Here is a 19,336-nt window from a genome sequence, read left to right as displayed (position 1 = left end):
CCAACATGTAGGGCGACTCCTGGCCCGGCTCCAGACCGAAGTACTCCGAGGCCCGCTCCGCCAGGACCACCGGTGCAAAGGGGCGGAAGGATTCGCGGAATTTGATCTTGCGGTTCATCACCGACTGCATCTCCGGCTGGCGGGGATTTCCCAGGATGCTGCGGTTGCCCAGAGCCCGGGGGCCGAACTCCATGCGTCCCTGGAACCAGCCCAACACCTTGTCTTCGGCGAGCAGCTGGGCAGCCTGGTGGCACAGCTCCCGCTCATCCGGAAGGGAGCGGTAGTGGGCACCGGTGGAGGCCAGGAAGGCTTCGATGGCTTGGTCGTCGAAGGCCGGTCCGAGGAGGGATCCGCGTTGGTCGTCGTGGGGTGCTTGGAGGTCTTCGGGGGTGCGACCCTCGCCCTGCGGCGGAGGCTGCCTGGGGTTGTCGAGGAGCTGATACCAGGTGAAGAGGGCCACCCCCAGGGCACCGCCGGCGTCTCCGGCGGCGGGTTGCACCCACAGCCGCTGGAAGGGGCCTTCCCGCAGGATGCGGCCGTTGGCGACGCAGTTGAGGGCGACGCCGCCGGCCAGACAGAGATCGCTGAGCCCGGTCTCCCGGTGCACGTGGCGGACCACCTTCAGCACGATCTCCTCCGTCACCAGCTGGATCGACGCCGCCAGATCCATCTCCCGCTGCCCCAGGGGCGACTCCGGCTGCCGCGGCGGGCCACCGAAGAGGCGGTGCAGCTTGGGAGAGGTCATGGTCAGGCCCTGGCAGTAGTTGAAGTAGGTCTGGTCGAGATGGAAGGAGCCGTCCTCCCGCACATCCACCAGATGCTCGAGGATGGCTTCGGCGAAACGCGGCTCGCCGTAGGGGGCCAATCCCATGAGCTTGTACTCGCCGGAGTTGACGCGGAAACCGCAGTAATAAGTGAAGGCGGAGTAGAGCAGCCCCAGGGAGTGGGGAAAGCGGAGCTCGTGGGTGAGCTCAAGGCGATTGCCGCGGCCGGTGCCGTAGGCCGCGGTCGCCCATTCCCCGACGCCGTCCAGGGTGAGCACCGCCGCTTCTTCGAAAGGGGAGGGGAAGAAGGCGCTGGCGGCATGGGCCTCGTGGTGCTCGGTGAAGACGAAGCGCTTGCGATAGCCACGGTGCTTCTCGCTGCCCGGCCGGGGGACACCGTTCTTGGCGATGCGGTCCAGGCCCCGGCGCATTTCCCGGGGCAGGTGCAGCTTCTGGCGCAGCCACAGGGGCATGGCCTGGAGGAAGGAGCGGAATCCCGCCGGGGCGACGGCGAGATAGGTCTCCAGCAGGCGGTCGAATTTGAGGAAGGGTTTGTCGTAGAAGCCCACCAGATCCAGATCCTCGGGCCTCAGGCCGGCTTCCGCCAGGCAATATTCCATCGCCCGCTGGGGTAGCACGTGGTCGTGCTTGACGCGGGTGAAGCGCTCCTCCTGGGCCGCCGCCACGATCTCGCCGTCCACCACCAGGGCGGCGGCGGAGTCGTGGTAGAAGGCGGAGATGCCGAGGATGGCGGTCATAAATCGGAACCGTGGAATGGGAGCCTTGGGATTGGGGCGCGGTGCGGATCTGCGGTAGCGGTGGACAAGGAAAACCGGTGGGGTAGTCTACCCCGAAACCGGAGGCCATCCCGCCGCCGGATTGCTCATCGGAGGTTCTTGCCCATGTTCCAGCCCGACACTCTCGACGGACAGCGCATCCTGATCACCGGCGGCGGCACCGGCCTCGGCCGGGCCATGGCGGAACGGATGGGGGCGCTCGGAGCCGAGATCGCCGTCTTGGGGCGCCGCACCGCGCCGCTGGAGGAAACCGTGGCGGCCATCGAGAAGGCCGGCGGCAAGGCCGCTTGGGCCTCGGCGGACGTGCGCGATCCCGAGCAGATCGCCGCCGCGGTGGATCGGGTGGAGGAGGCGCTGGGGCCGCTCACCGGCCTGGTCAACAATGCCGCGGGCAACTTTCTGGCGTGCACCGAAGACCTCTCCGCCAACGCCTTCAACGCGGTGGTGCAGATCGTCCTCAACGGCACCTTCCACACCACCCAGGAGCTGGGGCGCCGGTGGATCGAGCGCGGCGACGGCGGCACCGTGCTGTCCATCGTCACCACCTACGCCTGGACCGGCTCCCCCTTCGTGGTGCCCAGCGCCTGTGCCAAGGCCGGAGTGCTGGCCCTGACCCGCTCGTTGGCGGTGGAGTGGGCGACCTATGGAATCCGCAGCAACGCCATCGCCCCCGGGCCGTTTCCCACCGAGGGGGCCTTCTCGCGCCTGATGCCGGAGCCGATGGTGGAGGAAGCCCGCCGCGCGGTGCCCATGAAGCGCTTCGGCGAGCCCCGGGAGCTGGCGGACCTGGCGGTCTACCTGATGTCCCCCATGGCCGCCTTCCTCAACGGCGAGTGCGTGGTCATCGACGGCGGTGAGTGGCTGCACCAGGGCCAGGAATTCAGCCGCTTCACCGACCTGCCCCGGGAGCAGGTCAAGGGAATGCTGGAGCAGCTGAAGCCGAAGAAGTGACGAGGTCAGGCCTCTCTTGAGGGTTGGGCTTCGCTTAGAGACCGGCTAGGGCGTTGCGGATCTCGTGGCCCAAGAGGTCGAGGCCGAAGGGCTTGCGCAGGAAGGTGCTGGCGCCGGCGGTGAGCAGGGAGGCGGCGAGCTGGTCGCGCTCGCCGCTACTGCACAGGATGATCTTGAGCTCCGGCCGGGCGTCCACCAGCTCGTAGAAGGTGTCCCGGCTGCCCAGCTGGGAGAGATTCATCGCGAGCACCGCCAGGTGAATGGCGCCGGCGTAGTTTCGCGCCACCTCCACCGCCTTGGGGCCGCTGGCGGCGGTGAGCACCCGATAGCCCAACAGCTCCAGGAACTCACGGGTGACGGAGATAAAGACCTCTTCCTCATCCACCAGCAGGATGGTCTCAGTGCCTTTGGGGGCGGTGGTGCCGGTACCGGGGGCGGGGGCGCCCCGGAGCTCCAGGTCGAGGGCGGGGATGAAGACCCGCACCCGGGTGCCCCGTTCGGGCTGGCTGAGGACCTCGATATAGCCGCTGTGGTGCTGGACGATGCCCCACACCGCCGCCATGCCCAGGCCGCGGCCCTGGAATTTGGTGGTGAAGAAGGGGGTGAAGATCTTGGCCTGCATCTGGGCGTTCATGCCGCAGCCGTCGTCCACCACCTCCAAGCACACATAGCGACCAGGCTGGAGGTCCTCCGGCAGCCCGGCCATGGGCCGGTCGACGTTGAGGTTGCGGGTGGAGAGCACCACCGAGCCGCGGGTGTCCACGGCCTCCAGGGCATTGCTCAGCAAATTGGTCACCAGCTGCACCATCTGGGTGGGATCGGCGGAGACCTTCCAGAGGTTGGAGGTGGTTTCCCGCTGCACCCGGACCTCCGGGCCGATCTCCGCCTCGAAGCTCTGCACCGCCTCCCGCAGGCTGTCGTTGAGGCTCATCACCACCGGCTGATACTGACCGCGGCGGGCGAAGGCCAGTAGTTGCTGCACCACCTCGCTGGCGCGCTGGGCCTGCTGGGAGATGAGCTGCAGCCGACCGATGGCGTCGGGGCGGTCCTCGAGGCGCATCTGGAGCAGCTCTGTGTTGCCCAGAACGCCGAAGAGGAGGTTGTTGAATTGGTGCGCGACGCCGGAGGCGAGGGTGGCGGTGGCATCCAACCGGGCGGCTTCCTGGAGTGCCGCCTGGCTGCGCTGGCGGTCGGTGGTGTCGCGCATGATGCAGGTGAGCACCAGCTCCTTGCCGGTGAAGGAGCGGGAGAAGGAAACCTCCACCGGGGTTTCCCGCCCGTCTTTGCGCAGAGCCACCATCTCCAACGGCTTGCGTTCCGGATTGCCGCTGGCGGCGGCTTCCACCTGATGATCGAAATGCTCTCGGAAACGTGCCGGCACCAGATTGAAGACCTCCAGCCGCGTGGCCTCCTGGGCGTCATAGCCGAGAATCTCGTGGGCGCTGCGGTTCCACAGCAGGATCCGGCCCTCGCGGTCGAAGCTGATGATGGCGTCGCTGGCGGACTCGGTGATTTCCCGCAGCCGCTCCTCGCTCTGCCGGAGCGCTTCCTGGGAGCGCTGCTGGGCCCGTTCCAGGCGATGCTTGTCCAGCAGCCGCTCGATGACCGAGGGGATGAGGCGGATGTAGCCGCCTTCGGTGTCCTTGACGATGTAGTCGTCGGCACCGAGTTTGAGCGCCTCCACCGCCAAGGATTCGTCGCCGTTGGCGGTGAGCATGATGAGGGGCGGGACCTTGCCGAGGGCGGCCAGGTGACTGATCACCTCCAGGCCGTCGAGGCCCGGCATCTTGTAGTCCACCGCCAGCACGTCGTAGTGGCCCTCGGAGAATCGGCTCAAGCCGGCGTTGCCGTCGGAGGCCAGGTCGACTTCGTAGCCGGCCCGCTCCAGATGCCTCTGAAAGAGCCGGGCGAGGCCGGCGTCGTCCTCCATGTAGAGAACTCGCACGGTCTCTTCCGCCGACCCAAGAGGGTGGTCGGGACGAGATTCAGGTGGAGATGGGCTAGTCATGCTCGCCGTCGTCCGCGCTCGGGGACACGGTGCTCAGGAACGCTGGGCTCAGGCAGGCGGAGCTCAGGGTGCCAGGGCTCGAGGGTCAATTTCCGTTGGGTACTTTGACGATGGACAGCATCTGACCGAGCCGGCGAAGGGTCTCGGTGAACTCCAGATAGTTCACCGGCTTGGTGACGAAGATGCTGCAGCCCAGCTCGTAACAGCGGTCGACCTCGCGGCTGTCCTCGGTGGTGGTGAGCACCACGACCGGAATCCGTTGAGTGACCGGGTCGGACTTCACCCGCCGCAGGACCTGATAGCCGTCCAGCCCCGGAAGGTTCAGATCGAGGAGCACCATCAGGCGATGGGGCCGCTCGGTCTCCGAGTACTGGCCACGGCAGAACAAGTAGTCGATGGCGGTTTGCCCGTCGGTGAGCTGGACGATGTCGTTGGTCACCTCGTTGCGGCGGAGATTCTTCTCGATCAACCGCGCGTGTCCTGGGTCGTCCTCGACCAACAGGATGGTGACCGGTGCTACTTCCGGCATAGGGCCCGTCTTTCAGCGATTCTATTCAGTGATCTCGTGCTGCCCGGTGCTCCGTGCAAGGCGGAGGGCTCCGTGCGAGGCGGAGGCCAGACCATGCTCAGGCTGTCTCCAGGCTTCGGCGACGGAATCCAAGTGAAAACGAAATTATACCCCAACTCTGCCCCCTGTGGAGCATGAATTCGGTATGAGAATATCAGCTAGGTTCCAGCGGTATAGCTTCGAGGTGCGCTAAGCCAAGGTATTTGTTATTACGACATATCTTTGGTATGTTGATCGGCTGTGTACGTTCAGTGCCGGCAGGTATTTCAACCAGGAGGTCCAGATGCATTCAGGTCAGGAATGGGAGATGGGAGTTCGGTGGATTCGCCGCACTGCGCAGGTGCTGGCGCTGGCGGCGTTGATGGTGGGCACGCTCTGGACGAGCGGGCTGGAGGCTGCGGATTGGCCGAAGATTTCTGATGCTGAGAGAGCATTGACCGAGGCCCCCGGATTCTCCGAAGCCAGCGCCGTGGTGCTGCTCAGCCAAGGGGTTCTGACCATCGACCGGGAGGCGCGCTCCTCTTCTCTGGACGTCTATCACCGGATCAAGATTCTCAAGGAGGATGGCCTCGAGTACGCCAACGGGGAGCTGCTCTCTTCGCGCTTCCGCCGCCTCAAAGGTCTCGAAGGCCGCACCCACAAGCCCGATGGGACTATCGCCGAGTTGCCCGACGAGGCGACCTTCACGGAACGCTACTCGGAGATCTACAAGCGCCAGGTGCACACCTTCGCCATGCCCGAGGTGGAGGTGGGGTCCATCGTCGAATACCGCTACCGGGTGTACTTCGATTCGATCCTGTACAGCGATCCCTGGTTCTTCCAGGAGTCGATTCCGGTGCTGCGGAGTGAGTTCACCCTCGACAAGCCGCAGAATATCGGCTTCGTGCCCCATCAGTTGGTGAGCCCTCAATTCCAGGTGCAGGTGACCTCGAAGGACGGCCCCCGGGGGGCGATCCTGACCTACGCGCTGGAGGATCTGCCGCCGATCCCCATCGAGCCTGCCAGCTATCCCTTCGAGGACCTGTCGAGCCAGATCCTCTTCCTGCCCTACGAGGTCTACTACAGCGGCCAGAAGATCACCCTGCTCAAGGATTGGCAGCGGGCCATCGAGATCTTCGAGGGCTCCGGGGACCGGGGCACTTACAGCGGAGCCCGGCGCAAGGACCGCAAGTCGAAGGCGCAGGCCAAGAGCCTGGTGGGCTCGGCTCGGGAGCCGCGGGAGAAGGCCCTGGCCGTCTATCGCTGGGTGCGGGACGAGATCGATCTGCAGCCGATTCTCGGCATCGGTCTACCGGAGGTCACCTGCGACAAGATCCTCGAGCGGGGCAGTGGCGATTTCATGGAGAAGACCATTCTCTTGGAGTGCATGCTCGACGCCGTCGGTCTCGACGCCCGGCTCGGCTGGAGCCGGCCCCGCAACCTCGGTCGCGTCCACCGCAGCATCCCCAATCCCTACCAATTCGACATCCCGGTGGTGGAGGTGTGGCTGGGCAACGAGCGGGTCTTCCTCGACGCCTCGGTGCCGGAGATCGCCTTCGGTGGCCTGCGGGCGTGGATGGAGGGGGCGGACTGCCTGTTGGTGGACGCCAAGGAGCCGGAGTGGGCGACCCTGCCGACCTCCGCTCCGGAGTCCAACCTGCGCCACGCCACCGTCGACTTGCAGGTGACGGCGGACGGCGGAGTCAGCGGGACCGGCCGACTGGAGCTCACCGGGCTCCACGCCCAGCTGGAGATGGACCGCTCGGCGGACGAGGCGGAGATCCAGCAGGGCTGGCAGGAGTGGCTGGAGGAGCGCTGGTCCGGCTTCGACATCGCCGACGTCACCGTGAAGTCGGACGTGGCCGCTCGCCAGATTGTGGTGACCTGGAGCCAGGCCCAGCGGGAGGAGGAGATTCTCGGGGACGAGGTCACCCTGCGACCGGCGCGGCCCCTGGGATTGGTGGAGAATCCCTTCACGCTGACCCCGGACCGCCGGCGAACACCGGTGCTGCTGGCCTTCGCCGACGTGGACGAGGTGGAGCTGACCCTCCGCTGGCCCGAGGGCTGGAGCCTCGACGCCACCCCCCGGGTGGCCAACCTCGACAACGCCGCCGGTTCCATCGTCACCCAGGCGCAGGTGAATCCGGCGGAGCGCACCCTGACCTACTCCCGACGCCTGGAGATCTCCGACATCGAGTTCTCCGGCCCCGGGGAGTACGGGCAGCTCTACAGCCTCTACGACCTCGCCTTCCGCAGCGACGCGGAGGCCGTGGCGCTGATCCTGGAGTAGGGTGGTGGCGACTCGGGGGACCCGGCCCGCTGCTAGCTTTCCGGTACGTCGGCGCCTCGTCCGGCAGCACCGGCTGCTCGCGTGGCTTGGGCCGCTGGCGGTGGGGCTCGTGCTCTGCCTGGTGGCGGCGGAGGCTTCGGCGGCGGTAATTCGTCAGCGGACGGTCGAGCTGCGGCCGGAGCAGGCCAGTGCCACGGCCGCCGACGTCACCGATCTGGCCGCCGCAGGCAGGGGCTTCTTCCAAGAGGAGACCCTGGAGGTGCTGTTGGAGGATCGCGCCGACCTCGAGAGCTGGCGCCGCTACCCCTTGGTGGTGGACGAGCAGGTGGAGATCGAGGAGCTGGAGGCCCGGGTCCTCGACGCCGAGGGAAGGGTGGTGGCCAAGGCCGGCAAGCGCAAATTGGAGGAGGCGGGAGCGGCGCGGTCGGTGGGGGAGCTCTACACCTCGCGGCGGCTGATGATCCTACCGCTGGAGAACCTGGAAGTGGGCCACTCGGTGCATCTGCGGGTGCTCACCCGGGAGCGGCCGGTCTTCGCCGGTACCACCCTCGGTCTGCAGTGGGACGAGCCCCAGCTGCGCCTGCGGGTGCGGGTGGCGCCGGGGTTCTCGGCGCTGCGCTGGAACCTGCGGGGAGATCCGGAGCTCTTCCACATCCGCGCCGGTGAGGACGGCTCCCTGGAGTTGGTGGCCGAGGGATTGGAGGCCTACGACCCGCCGCCCCACACCGCCGAGGAGAGCGTTCCGCTGTTACAGCTTGCCTGGGGCCCGGCTCGAGAGTGGCAGGACGTGGGCCGCTGGTATGAGGCCTTCGCGCCGGCAGGGGAACCGGCCTCGTCGGTGCAAGAGCTGGCGCAGCAGCTGACCGCTGCCTCCGACGGTACTTGGGCCCGGGCGGAGGTGTTGACCGAGTACGTTCAGCAGCGGGTGCGCTACGAGGCGGTGCAGATCGGCGAGGGGGGCTGGCGTCCATCGCCGGCGGAGGAGGTAGCGGGCCGGGGCTGGGGCGATTGCAAGGACAAGAGCCGCCTGCTCCTGGATCTGCTGGCGGCGGTGGGGATCCGCGGCCACATGGCGCTGCTGCAGGTGGGAGATGGAGCGGCCCTAGATCCCGACTTTCCCACCGCCTTCCAGTTCAATCACGCCATCGTCGCCATTCCGGCGTCGGAGCTGGCGGGGGCGAGAGAGGACGGCACTGGCGGTACGGACCTGGCCAAGGAAGCTCCCGTTTCCGACGGGCTGTTGTGGATCGACCCCACGGCCCCCGTGGGCGGACTGAGCTGGCTCATTCCATCGAGTCAGAACCGCAAGGCGCTGCTGATAGACGGCGATCGCAGCCGGCTGGTCTCGACCCCGGACGGCAGCCATCTGGAGGAGACCCGGTTGGTGGTGGAGGGGAAGGTTGGCCCCAGCGGCGAGCTGGTGGGAGAGGTACGGCTGGTGCTCTACGGCCGCGCTGCGCTCCCTTGGCTCAAGCGCCTGGAGAGCGAGCAGAACCGGGAAGTGCGGGATGCCTTCGATCACTTCTTGAAGAATTGGTGGCCTGGTGCACAGGTGGGGGCCATGCGCTGGGCACGGGTTCCGGAGGCGGTGCCGGCGGTGACCCTGCGTGCCGAGGTGACGGCGGGCTCCTTGGCGGGCGGCTCCGGTGGTCGCCGATGGGTCCGACCGCCGGCCATGCGCTCGTTCCCGGCGCCGCGGCATCTGGAGGAACGGCAGACACCGGTGGTCCTCAGCCCTGGATTGGTGAGCTCTACTTTCAAGCTCTCCCTGCCGGACGGTTGGTGTGGGGCCGAGGAAGACTTTCAGGAGCTGAGCAAGAGCGTCGGCCGATTTCAGCAGAAAGTGGGGACCGAAGACGGCTTGTTGGTCCTCCATCGGGAGGCGGAGACCCTCCAGCAGCGGGTGGAGGGTGCGGCTCTCGCCGAGCTGGCGGAGCTGGCGCTGGCGGAGAACCGCGCGACTCGGCGGCGGGTGAGGCTGCGGTGTCCGGAAGGGGCCTCGGAGGCCGGCTCAGCTCTTCGGTAGGGGCTCGCCGGCGAGCACCGCCAGATAGCTGCGGACGGCGCGGTCCCAACCCATCTCCAGCGCGTCGCAGGTCAGAGCATGGCCGATGGAGACCTCTTGCAGCCCCGGTAGGTGACGGAAGCGGGGCAGATTCTCCAGATCCAGATCGTGGCCGGCGTTGAGCCCCAGGCCGAGCTCGGTGGCGCGCCGGGCGGCGGCTTCGTAGAGGGCGTAGGATTCGTCTCCCCGGCCCGCGGCGCAGGCTTCGGCATAGGGCCCGGTGTAGAGCTCCACGCGATCGGCGCCGGCGTCTCGGGCGGCCTCCAGGGGCTCCAGGGCGGTTTCCATGAAGAGCGAGACCCGGGCGCCGAAGCTCTGCAGCTCGGCGATGATCTCTCCCAAGAACTTCCTCTGACCGGCGGCATCCCAGCCGGCGTTGCTGGTGAGCACGTCCGGCGGATCCGGCACCAGGGTTGCCTGGTCCGGCCGGGCTTCGCGGATGATCTCCACGTAGCGGCGATCCGGATAGCCCTCGATGTTGAGCTCCACCCCCGCCTGTCGCACCACCGGCACGAGATCGAAGACGTCACGGGCGCGGATGTGCCGCTCGTCGGGGCGCGGATGGACGGTGATGCCGTAGGCGCCGGCATCGATGGCGGCCTGGGCGAAGGCCACCACCGACGGGCGCTCGCCGCCGCGGGCGTTGCGCAGGGTGGCGATCTTGTTGACGTTGACGCTGAGCTCGACCATGGCTTCTTTCTCTCGCTGGGGTTCTTCTCTCGGTGGGTTGGAAGCCCCGGAAAACAATCTCTGGAACGGTTCCTCGGCCGACGACTAGAGACGCCGGGGCGAGGTGGGCTTGGCCGCGACGTCGGGGCGTTCCGGCTCCGGGGTGAAGTCCTCTCCGGGATTGATGTAGCGGTCCGCCTCGATGCGGTACTGCGTATCGTACAGCGCTTTGTAGCGGCCGCCGAGAGCGATGAGCTCCTGGTGATTGCCGCGCTCGACAATCTTCCCGTCGTCCATCACCAGAATCTGGTCGGCGCCCAGGATGGTGGACAGGCGGTGGGCGATGACGAAGGTGGTACGGCCCCGGAGCAGCGCCCGCAGGCCGTCCTGGATCTTCATCTCGCTCTCGCTGTCGAGGCTGGAGGTGGCCTCGTCGAGGATCAGGATGCGGGGGTCGGCGAGGATCGCCCGGGCGATGGCGAGGCGCTGGCGCTGGCCGCCGGAGACCTTCACCCCGCGTTCGCCGATGACCGTGTCGTAGCCGTCGGAGAAGCCTTGGACGAACTCTTCGCAGTGGGCGATGCGGGCGGCCTCGCGGATCTCCTCGAGGGTGGCTCCGGGACGGCTGTAGGCGATGTTCTCCTTCACCGTGCCGTCGAAGAGGAAGTTGTCCTGGAGCACGATGCCCAGCTGGGAGCGGAAGTCCCGCAGCCGCACCTCCGCCAGGTCGTGGCCGTCGACGGTGACCCGGCCCCGGTGCGGGCGGTTGAAGGCCATGACCAGGGAGATGAGGGTGCTCTTGCCGGCGCCGCTGGGGCCCACCAGGGCGGTGGTGGTGCCCGCCGGAGCGGTGAAGCTGACGTCCCGCAGCACCGGCATGTCCTCGTTATATTCGAACCACACGGTCTCGAAGGCGACGTCGCCGCGCACTCGGGGTAGGGGCTGGCGGCTCTGATCTTCCTCGTCCTCGGTGGTCTCGGCGAAGATCTCCCGCACCCGGTCGAGGCCGGCGAAGGCCTCGGTGATCTGGGTGCCGATGCTGCTGATCTGGATCAGCGGCGCCACCAGCAGGCCGGTGAACATGACATAGGCGAAGATGTCACCCAACGTCATGCGCCCGGCGAGAACCTCCCGGGCGCCCACCACGCTCATCCCCAGCCCCACCAGTCCGAAGAGCAGGCTGGAGAGGGAGGTGACGCTGGAGACGCCGATCATGGATTGCACGATGTTGCGCAGCAGCCGGTGGGCGCTGTGGGCGAAGGCCCGGCTCTCCCGCTTCTCGGCGGTGTAGGCCTTGACCACCCGGATACCACCGAGCATCTCCGCCAGCCGGCCGGTGACCTCGGCGTGGAGCTGGTTGCGCTCGCGGAAGATGGGCCGCAGGCGCTTGAAGCCGAAGCCCATGACGCCGACGAAGAGGAAGACGAAGATCAGGGTGATGCCGGTGAGGCGCCAGTTGAGGTAGAAGAGCACGAAGATGGCGACGCTGGCGGTGAACATGCCGCCCACCAGCTGCACGAAGCCGGTACCCACCAGGTTGCGCAGCCCCTCCGCGTCGTTGAGCACCCGGGCGATGAGCACGCCCACCTTGCGGTCTTCGAAGAAGCGTACCGGCAGCCGGCTGACGTGCTGCTGGAGCTGGATGCGCATGTCGTTGATGGAGCGCTGAGCGGCGACGCCGAGGACCAGCGAGAGGCTGAAGGAGCTGATGGCGGAGACCACCGTGGCGAGACCGGCGGCACCGGCGATCCACCACAGCAGGTCGACCCGCTGGTTGCCGATGACCTCGTCGATGAGCCATTTGCTCGACGCCGGCAGGACCATGCTCGCCAGCCGGCTGACGAGCAGGAGGACCAGACCCAGGAGCAGCCGATAGCGGTAGTTCCAGAGAATGTCCTTCGACTCCCGCCAGACCGTGGAGAGGGAGGGCTTTTTCTTCTTCTCTTCGGGTTCGTCGGAAGACTCTTGGGCCGAGGCCCCATTCTTCGCCTGGACCTCGTCGGCAGGAGAGCTTTCGGCGGTGGAGTTGCCGGCGGTGGGATTGCCAGCGGTGGGATTGCCAGCGGTGGGATTGCCAGCGGTGGAGTCGTCGGACCGAGTTGCAGCCGGGGCCGGCTCGGGTGGAACGGAGGGTGCCGGGGTTTCGGCGGGGGACTGTGCCATCAGGGGGGCTCCTAGACCGCACTGTTCAACAGGGCGTGCGGCGGGTTCGGGACGGGCGAGACTTCGACCTTATCAGCTCAGAGCTGCAGCGACTTGGTGTGCAAGAACTCTTCGAGACCCTGGCGGCCGAGCTCGCGGCCATAGCCTGACTGCTTGGTGCCGCCGAAGGGGGCTTCGATGTTATAGCGGCCGCCGTTGATATCGACCTGGCCGGTGCGCAGGCGCTGGGCCACGGCGAGGGCGCGGTCCCCGTCCTGGGACCACACCGCACCGGCGAGACCGTAGGGAGAATCGTTGGCGATGGACACCGCATGGTCGTCCCCGTCGTGGGGCAAGATGGCCAAGACCGGGCCGAAAATCTCCTCCCGGGCGATGGTCATGGCGTTGTCCACCTCGGTAAACACCGTTGGACGGACGAAAAATCCCCGATCCAGCACTTTGCCGTCCGCACCCACCGGTGGCTCGGCACCGCCGGTGGCCAAGACCGCTCCTTCTTCGATGCCCTGACGGATGTAGCCGCGCACCCGCTGGAGCTGGCGCTGGGAGACCAGCGGGCCGAGGCGGGTGTCGGGATTCCGCGGATCGCCCACCGGATACTCCTGAGCGGCTTCCACCGCCAACGCGGTGGCTTCTTCGAGGTGCTGCCGGGGCACCACCATGCGGGTCCAGGCGGAGCAGGTTTGGCCGGAGTTGAGGAAGCAATTCTTCACCCCGGTGCGCACCGCCCGCCGCAGGTCGGCGTCGTCGAGGATGAGGTTGGCGCTCTTGCCGCCGAGCTCCAGGGTGACCCGCTTGACCTGCTCCGCCGCCAGCGTGGCGACTCGGCGACCGGCGGTGGTGGAACCGGTGAAGGAGATCAGGTCCACCCGGGGGTGGCGCACCAGCGCTTCCCCCACCGTCGGACCGTCGCCGCAGACCAGGTTGAAGACCCCCGGCGGGAGCTCCGCTGCTTCGACCAGGCGGGCGAATTGGAAGATGCACAGGGGGGTGATCTCGCTGGGCTTGAGCACCACGGTACAGCCGGCGGCCAGCGCCGCCGCCACTTTGGTGACGGCCTGGTGCAGCGGATAGTTCCAGGGCGTGATGCAGCCCGCCACCCCCGCCGGCTCCCGCAGGACCCGGGAGTTGCCCACCTCCTCTTGCCAGGGAAAGTCTGCGGCGTGGCGGGCGTAGGCTCCCAGCACCCGGGCCGGCACCGCCACCTGGATGTCCAGCGCCAGCCGCTGGGGAGCGCCGAGCTCGGCGGTGAGGGTTTCGGCGAGCTCCCCCCGATGCCGCAGCACCAGCCGCTGGAGGCGTTTGAGGGCGGCTCCCCGCTCCGCCGGAGGGGTGGCGGCCCAGCCAGGAAAGGCCCGGGCGGCGGCCTCGACGGCCTGGTCCACGTCCTCCGCGGTGCCCTCCGGCACCTCCCCTACGACCTCCTCGGTGGTGGGGTCGAGGACCGGCCGGCGCTCGCCGCCGCTGGCTTCCTGCCAACGGCCGTCGATGAAGAAGTGAGAATGTCGAGTCTCGGGGGTTGGGCTCATGTCGGGATCTCCGGTGGGCAGGAGGGCGATGCGGCGGTCTTGATTCTAGGAGCCTGCTGAAAAACTCGCGCCGCGCTACGACCGGCTCTTTTCGGCCGAATCTTCGTTGTCGAACCTCGACGATTCCCGAATCGTCTGCGGCTCTCCGCCTCGATTCTGCTCGAAAATTTCTCGCTCTCGCTAGCGGCTGACTTTTTCAGCAGGCTCCTAGGGCTCGACGACCCATCATTCTTCAGGAGCCTCCGACGAGGGTCAAGGAACGGTCCGGAGACCCGCGGGTACGGAGAGCTCGGGTCGGTGAAATGGAGCCTTCGGTGTAGAATGCCGGTCTCGCCAAGACTGACTCCGCCGAGTTTGCGGAGCGTGGAAGCCTTGAATCCAGCGGTGGCGGCGTTCCCGACGTCCTCCGCCTTGACCTTCGAGTATGCGATGAGTTTGTTCACCCGTCTGGTCGTCACCACCCTGCCTCTGGTCCCGAAGTTCATCGTCGGCCGCATCGCCGCCCGCTATGTGGCGGGGAACACCCTGGACGAGGCCATGGCCACGGTCCAGGAGCTCAACGAAGCCGGTGCCATGGCCACCCTGGACATCCTCGGTGAGGAGGTTACGGAGCGGGGCCGTGCGGAGGAAGCGGTGGAGAAATATCTCCAGGTGCTGGAAGCTATCGACCGCCTGGGCGTAGATGCCAACGTGTCGGTCAAGCCCACGATGTTGGGGCTGAAGATCGACGAGGCGTTCTTCCTCGACAATATGAGCCGCCTGGCGGAGGCGGCCCAGGGCTATGAGAACTTCCTGCGCCTGGATATGGAAGACCGCACCTGCACCGACGGCACGCTGCGGGTCTACCGCGAGCTGCACCAACGCTACGGCAATGTCGGCACGGTGCTCCAGGCGTATATGCGGCGCACCTTGCAGGACGTGGCGGAGCTTCCGGACGAAGGAGCCAACGTGCGGCTCTGCAAGGGGATCTACGTCGAGCCGAGGACCGCGGCGTGGAAAGGCTACGAGACGGTGCGGGCGAATTTCTGCGCCGCCCTGGAGGCGATGATCACCAGCGGTGTTTACGCCGCCATCGCCACCCACGACGAATACCTGATCTGCCAGGCGACGGCGATGCTGCGCAAATACGAGGTGCCCCGGGATCGCTATGAGTTCCAGATGCTCCTGGGGGTCGACCCGGAGCTGCGCAAGATCCTCATCGACCGCGGCCATCGGCTGCGGGTCTACGTTCCCTTCGGCAGCGATTGGTATCGGTATTCGGTGCGCCGGCTGCGGGAGAACCCGGAGATTGCCGGCCACGTGGCGCGGGGCATGTTGGGGCGCCGGTAGGCACCGCGACGAGAGAGAACCAACGACCGAGGAGGAGCGGGTGAGGCAGGGAGACGAGGCAGCGATGAAGGACGGCGAGTTGGGACGCATCGCGGTGATCGGCGGCGGGCGTATGGGGGAGACCCTTGCGCGGGCGCTGGTGGCCTCGGAGGCGGTGACGGTGGAGCAGGTGAAGGTCTCGGGGCCGCGGGGAGCGCGCTTGGAAGAGGCGGTCTCCGGCACCGGTATCGCGACCACCCTGGACAATCGTGAGGCGGTTCAGGGCGCGGATCTGATTCTCCTGTGCGTCAAGCCTCAGACCCTGCCGGAGGTACTGGAGGAGCTGGCACCGGTGTTGAGCGAGGAGCAGGTGCTGGTCTCCATCGCCGCCGGGGTGCCGATTCGCTTCCTGGAAGAGCGCTTGGCCAAGGCGGTGCCGGTGATTCGGGCCATGCCCAACACCCCGTGTCTGCTGGGCGAGGGGATGACCGCTCTATGCCGGGGGCGTCACGCCAGCGCGGCGGATCTGGCCCGAGCTCAGGTGGTCTTCGAAGCCGTCGGCCGCACCCTGGAGCTGGACGAGCGCTATTTCGACGCCGTCACCGGGGTGAGCGCTTCGGGTCCGGCGTTCATTTACATGGTGATCGAGGCGATGGCGGAAGCCGGGGTGAAGGTCGGCTTGCCCCGGGGCGTGGCCACCGAGTTGGCAGCGCAGACCTGCTTGGGAGCGGCGCGGATGGTGATCGAAACGCAGGAGCACCCGGCGTTGCTCAAGGACGCCGTCACCACTCCCGGCGGCTGCACCATCGACGGCATCTTGATGCTCGAGGAAGGCGGGCTGCGGGTCACCCTCATCAAGGCCATCGTGGAGGCGACGCGGCGGGCTCGGGAGTTAGCACCTTGAACACCTCGTAGCCTCAGCCGGCTAGCCCAATCCAATTCTTCTATCTCGTCTAGCTCATTTTTGGGGCCTCATGTCGTCTTCTCATCCACGCATCGCACTGCTTCAGGTCCGCCACGATCCGTTTGCGGAGGAGCAGGAACAAGAGTGCTTTGCTCGTGCCTGCGGGGTGCCTCGAGACTCCTTGCTGTTGATCAATCTGCTGCACCAGCCCCAGATCCAAGACCTGGATCTCGCCGACGCCGACGTGATGATTCTGGGCGGCGCCGGTGCCCACTCGGCGCTCGACGACCATCCGTTCACCGAGCCGCTGTCGGAGGTGGTGGTGCGCTGGATCGACGACGGGCGGCCGGTCTTCGGCTCCTGTTGGGGGCATCAGTTCTTGGGACGCCTGTTGGGTGGTTCGTTGATCCATGACGAGGAGCGCCAGGAGCTCGGCTCCTACCGCGTCGAAACCACCGAGACGGGGCGCAGAGATCCCCTGTTGGAGGGATTGCCGGAATCGTTCACCGTTCAGCTGGGGCACCATGATCGAATCGACCGCCTGCCGCCGGCGATGGAGGAGCTGGCGCGATCCGAGCTGTGCTGCCACCAGCTGATCCGGCTGCGCGACAAGCCGGTCTACGGCAGCCAATTTCATCCGGAGCTGCGGCGAGAGGACTTTCTCGACCGGCTCGCGGTGTACCGGCGTGAATATGCCCCCGGCGCCGAGGCCATGCGGCGGGTGGAGGAGGGGCTGCGGCCCTCGCTGGAGGCCAATGGGCTGTTGAGGAGGTTCCTGGAGCTCTATGCTTGAGGGGCTGTCGAACCTCTGCGGGCCCGGTGGCTCCCGATTGACGCTCTGCGGCACCGGTGGTATTCTGCCATTGAGGAGCATGCCGAAATCAAGACGCCCTGGAGGCTTCCAGCCTTCCCGACCTTCGTTGCCGGCTTCCGTGGCAATCCTGGCGGTGGCGGCGTTTCCCCGAATCTGCCCTATTAGTACCGTGGTTCAAGAGCGTGGCTAACTCTCCCTCGTCCCGCAGCAATTTGCGGCGATTCCTGCGCGATTCGTCCACCGACAGCATCGATCTGGCGGTGGTGACGGAGAGTGGGATGACCCAGACCTACGAAGCGGCCACCGGGGCCGTGGCGCGGGCGGCTCAAACGGAGATCGAGGCGAGCATCATCGTCATCGCCCATCCGGACGATAAGCGGCTGGGGACGCGCTATCGGCTGACCCCGGGATCGGCGTTGGAGGTGGGGCGGTCGTCGGATGTGGAAGTCAGCCTCCCGGAGGTCCTGTCCATCTCCCGCCGGCACGCGCGGCTCCATCACCTGGGTCAGGGAGTGACCCTCGAAGATCTGGGGAGCACCAACGGCACCTACATCAACGGCCGGCTGCTGGTGGGCACCTCGGTGCTCAAGAGCGGGGAGCGCTTCCAGGTTGCCGGGGTGCATTTCAAATTCCTCCACGAGCGCGATGTGGAGAGCGCTTATTACGAGGCGATCTACGACCTGGTTACCCGGGACGGCCTCACCGACATCTACAACAAGCGCAAATATGAAGAGGAGATGAATCGCGAGCTGGCCCGGGCGGTGCGGCACCACCGGCCACTGTCGCTGATCCTCTTCGACATCGACAACTTCAAGCAGATCAACGACAACTACGGCCACCTGTGCGGGGACTTCGTTCTCAAGGAGGTCACCCAGGTGGTGCGCGCTCGGCTGCGGCCGGAGCAACTCTTCGCCCGCATTGGTGGGGACGAGTTCGTCATCCTGACCCCGGAAACCCACGCCGACGGTGCCCGCACCCTGGCGGAGAAGCTGCGGCGCTCGTTGGAAGAGACCACCGTCGAATACTCCAGCACGCCGGTCAACGTCACGTGCTCCTGGGGGGTCGCCGAGCTCCAGCCGGGAATGAAGCGGGCGGAAGACCTCTATGAAGCTGCCGACCGGGCGCTGTACTCGTCCAAGGGAGCCGGGCGCAACCGGGTGACGATCTTCTCGCCTTCTTGAGGCGTCGAGGTCAGCGGTTCCGTCCGATCCTTCCACCTACCCACTCACTCATCGCCGCGAGCTGAAAGACTGTGCTGCGCGAGCTCCACGTCCGCAACCTAGCTGTCCTGGCCGGGGCTTCGGTGCGCTTCACCGACGGCCTCAACGCCCTCACCGGTGAGACCGGTGCGGGCAAGAGCATCGTGGTGGACTCCCTCGGGCTGCTGGCCGGAGGCCGCGCCAGTAGCGATCTGATCCGCACCGGGGCGGAAACCCTTACGGTCAGCGGCATCTTCCAGCTGCCCCCCGGCGGCTGGCAGGAGATCCTCGACCAGGCCGGGCTGGAGCCGGAAGGGGACGAGCTACTGGTTCGCCGGGAGATCAGCCGCAACGGCCGCAACCGGGTCTTCGTCAACGACCAACCCACCACCCTTCGTCTGCTGGCGGATCTCGCTCCCTATTTGCTGCGCATCCACGGTCAGCGGTCGGAGCTGGGTCTGATCTCGCCGGAGCTGCAGCGTCGCTGGCTCGACCGCAGCGCCGGTACCAAGGCCAGCGCTACGCACCTCGCCGCCACCGCCCAAGCCTACGACCATTGGTCCTCCGTCGCGGAGCGTCTCGAGGCGCTGGCGGGGGATCAACGGCTGCGTTTCGAGCGCATTGATCTGCTGCGGTTCCAGGCTTCGGAGATCGACGCGGCGCGGCTCACCGCCGGGGAGGATGAGGAGCTGCGTCAGGAGCGGGAGCTGCTGCGCCACGGTGAGGCCATCGCCCAGGCGTTGGGGAGCTCGGTGGATCTGCTCTTCGACGACGAGGACGCCGCCGCCACCCGTCTCGCCCGCTGCGCCGATCTGCTGGAGGAGATCGCCCGCTGGACGCCGGAGGCTGAGGAGTGGGCGTCGGAGGCGGACGAGTTGCGCATCCGCGCCGAGGAGCTGAGCAACAGCCTGCGCCATCGCCTGGACGATCTGGAGGCGGATCCAGCCCGGCTCAACGAGGTGGAGAGCCGTCTGGCCCAGCTCGACCGCCTGAGCCGCAAATACGGCGGCGGCAGCGCCGAGATTCTAGAGCTGCGGGAGCGCATCGGCGAGGAGCTGGAGGAGCTGGAAGGAGACTCGGCGAGTCTCGAAGAGCTGCGCAAGCGTCATGATCGAGCGCTGGAGGAATACCGCGAGGCGGCCGGCGAGCTGTCTCGGGAACGCCGCCGCTGGGGCGAGGCCCTAGCCGAGGCCATGGCGCGGGAGCTGGCCGATCTGGGGTTGGAGAAAGCCCGCCTGGAGGTCTCTTTGGAACCCCGGCCGCGGGCCGACAGCCCGCTGGAGGTGGCGGGGCGAGGAGTGGACTTCGGTCCCGAAGGCTTCGATCAGGTG

General features: G+C 67.1%; 14 protein-coding genes. 8 read left to right on the top strand and 6 right to left on the bottom strand.

What is annotated here, in order from left to right; all coding sequences use genetic code 11:
- A partial coding sequence (locus SX243_17830; GenBank protein MDY7094836.1) for a carbamoyltransferase N-terminal domain-containing protein occupies nt 1-1,522 on the bottom strand: 1,522 nt, incomplete at its 3' end.
- A 144-nt stretch (nt 1,523-1,666) separates the two neighbouring features.
- Here SX243_17830 and SX243_17825 point away from each other — a divergent pair.
- Nucleotides 1,667-2,512, top strand: a complete 846-nt coding sequence (locus SX243_17825; protein ID MDY7094835.1) for an SDR family oxidoreductase — start codon at nt 1,667-1,669, stop codon at nt 2,510-2,512.
- Nucleotides 2,513-2,546: 34 nt separating this feature from the next.
- Here SX243_17825 and SX243_17820 read toward each other — a convergent pair whose 3' ends face one another.
- Nucleotides 2,547-4,457 (bottom strand): response regulator, encoded by a 1,911-nt coding sequence (locus tag SX243_17820; GenBank protein MDY7094834.1) that lies wholly within the window; start codon nt 4,455-4,457, stop codon nt 2,547-2,549.
- Nucleotides 4,458-4,605: 148 nt separating this feature from the next.
- Nucleotides 4,606-5,049 carry a response regulator gene (locus SX243_17815; protein MDY7094833.1) on the bottom strand — a complete coding sequence of 148 codons (444 nt, stop codon included), beginning with the start codon at nt 5,047-5,049 and terminating at the stop codon, nt 4,606-4,608.
- A gap of 322 nt (nt 5,050-5,371) precedes the next feature.
- Between SX243_17815 and SX243_17810 the strand changes: the two genes are divergently transcribed.
- On the top strand, nt 5,372-7,357 hold the full coding sequence (locus tag SX243_17810) for a DUF3857 domain-containing protein (GenBank protein MDY7094832.1): 1,986 nt from the start codon (nt 5,372-5,374) through the stop codon (nt 7,355-7,357).
- A gap of 4 nt (nt 7,358-7,361) precedes the next feature.
- Nucleotides 7,362-9,383, top strand: a complete 2,022-nt coding sequence (locus tag SX243_17805) for a DUF3857 domain-containing protein (protein ID MDY7094831.1) — start codon at nt 7,362-7,364, stop codon at nt 9,381-9,383.
- Here SX243_17805 and SX243_17800 read toward each other — a convergent pair.
- The 3 genes from SX243_17800 to SX243_17790 form a co-directional block, all read right to left on the bottom strand.
- Complete coding sequence (locus tag SX243_17800; GenBank protein MDY7094830.1) at nt 9,369-10,112, bottom strand: pyridoxine 5'-phosphate synthase; 744 nt, start codon at nt 10,110-10,112, stop codon at nt 9,369-9,371. The genes SX243_17805 and SX243_17800 overlap by 15 nt on opposite strands.
- 84 nt (nt 10,113-10,196) lie before the next feature.
- A complete protein-coding gene (locus tag SX243_17795) occupies nt 10,197-12,254 on the bottom strand; it encodes an ABC transporter transmembrane domain-containing protein (GenBank protein MDY7094829.1) in 2,058 nt (685 codons plus the stop codon).
- A gap of 77 nt (nt 12,255-12,331) precedes the next feature.
- The gene (locus SX243_17790; GenBank protein ID MDY7094828.1) at nt 12,332-13,780 is read right to left on the bottom strand and encodes an aldehyde dehydrogenase family protein; all 1,449 of its coding nucleotides are present in this window, start codon (nt 13,778-13,780) and stop codon (nt 12,332-12,334) included.
- A 429-nt stretch (nt 13,781-14,209) separates the two neighbouring features.
- Between SX243_17790 and SX243_17785 the strand changes: the two genes are divergently transcribed.
- From SX243_17785 to SX243_17765, 5 genes are all read left to right on the top strand, one after another.
- The gene (locus tag SX243_17785) at nt 14,210-15,109 is read left to right on the top strand and encodes a proline dehydrogenase family protein (protein ID MDY7094827.1); all 900 of its coding nucleotides are present in this window, start codon (nt 14,210-14,212) and stop codon (nt 15,107-15,109) included.
- Nucleotides 15,110-15,149: 40 nt separating this feature from the next.
- Nucleotides 15,150-15,992, top strand: a complete 843-nt coding sequence (gene proC / locus SX243_17780) for a pyrroline-5-carboxylate reductase (GenBank protein MDY7094826.1) — start codon at nt 15,150-15,152, stop codon at nt 15,990-15,992.
- 181 nt (nt 15,993-16,173) lie between these two features.
- Nucleotides 16,174-16,785 (top strand): type 1 glutamine amidotransferase, encoded by a 612-nt coding sequence (locus SX243_17775; protein MDY7094825.1) that lies wholly within the window; start codon nt 16,174-16,176, stop codon nt 16,783-16,785.
- Nucleotides 16,786-16,988: 203 nt separating this feature from the next.
- On the top strand, nt 16,989-17,987 hold the full coding sequence (locus SX243_17770; protein MDY7094824.1) for a GGDEF domain-containing protein: 999 nt from the start codon (nt 16,989-16,991) through the stop codon (nt 17,985-17,987).
- A gap of 71 nt (nt 17,988-18,058) precedes the next feature.
- Nucleotides 18,059-19,336: AAA family ATPase (locus SX243_17765; GenBank protein MDY7094823.1), on the top strand; the 1,278-nt coding region annotated here is incomplete at its 3' end.

Source organism: Acidobacteriota bacterium (assembly GCA_034211275.1).
Taxonomy (GTDB): domain Bacteria; phylum Acidobacteriota; class Thermoanaerobaculia; order Multivoradales; family JAHZIX01; genus JAGQSE01.
Note: the sequence above shows the minus strand (reverse complement) of the source record. Positions and strands in the feature narration are given on the sequence as shown.

Excerpts from the sequence above, each read along its gene's own strand:
- SX243_17825 (MDY7094835.1), top strand. The coding sequence starts at position 1,667 with ATGTTCCAGCCCGACACTCTCGACGGACAGCGCATCCTGATCACCGGC.
- SX243_17815 (MDY7094833.1), bottom strand. The coding sequence starts at position 5,049 with ATGCCGGAAGTAGCACCGGTCACCATCCTGTTGGTCGAGGACGACCCA.
- SX243_17810 (MDY7094832.1), top strand. The coding sequence starts at position 5,372 with ATGCATTCAGGTCAGGAATGGGAGATGGGAGTTCGGTGGATTCGCCGC.
- SX243_17800 (MDY7094830.1), bottom strand. The coding sequence starts at position 10,112 with ATGGTCGAGCTCAGCGTCAACGTCAACAAGATCGCCACCCTGCGCAAC.
- SX243_17795 (MDY7094829.1), bottom strand. The coding sequence starts at position 12,254 with ATGGCACAGTCCCCCGCCGAAACCCCGGCACCCTCCGTTCCACCCGAG.
- SX243_17790 (MDY7094828.1), bottom strand. The coding sequence starts at position 13,780 with ATGAGCCCAACCCCCGAGACTCGACATTCTCACTTCTTCATCGACGGC.
- SX243_17785 (MDY7094827.1), top strand. The coding sequence starts at position 14,210 with ATGAGTTTGTTCACCCGTCTGGTCGTCACCACCCTGCCTCTGGTCCCG.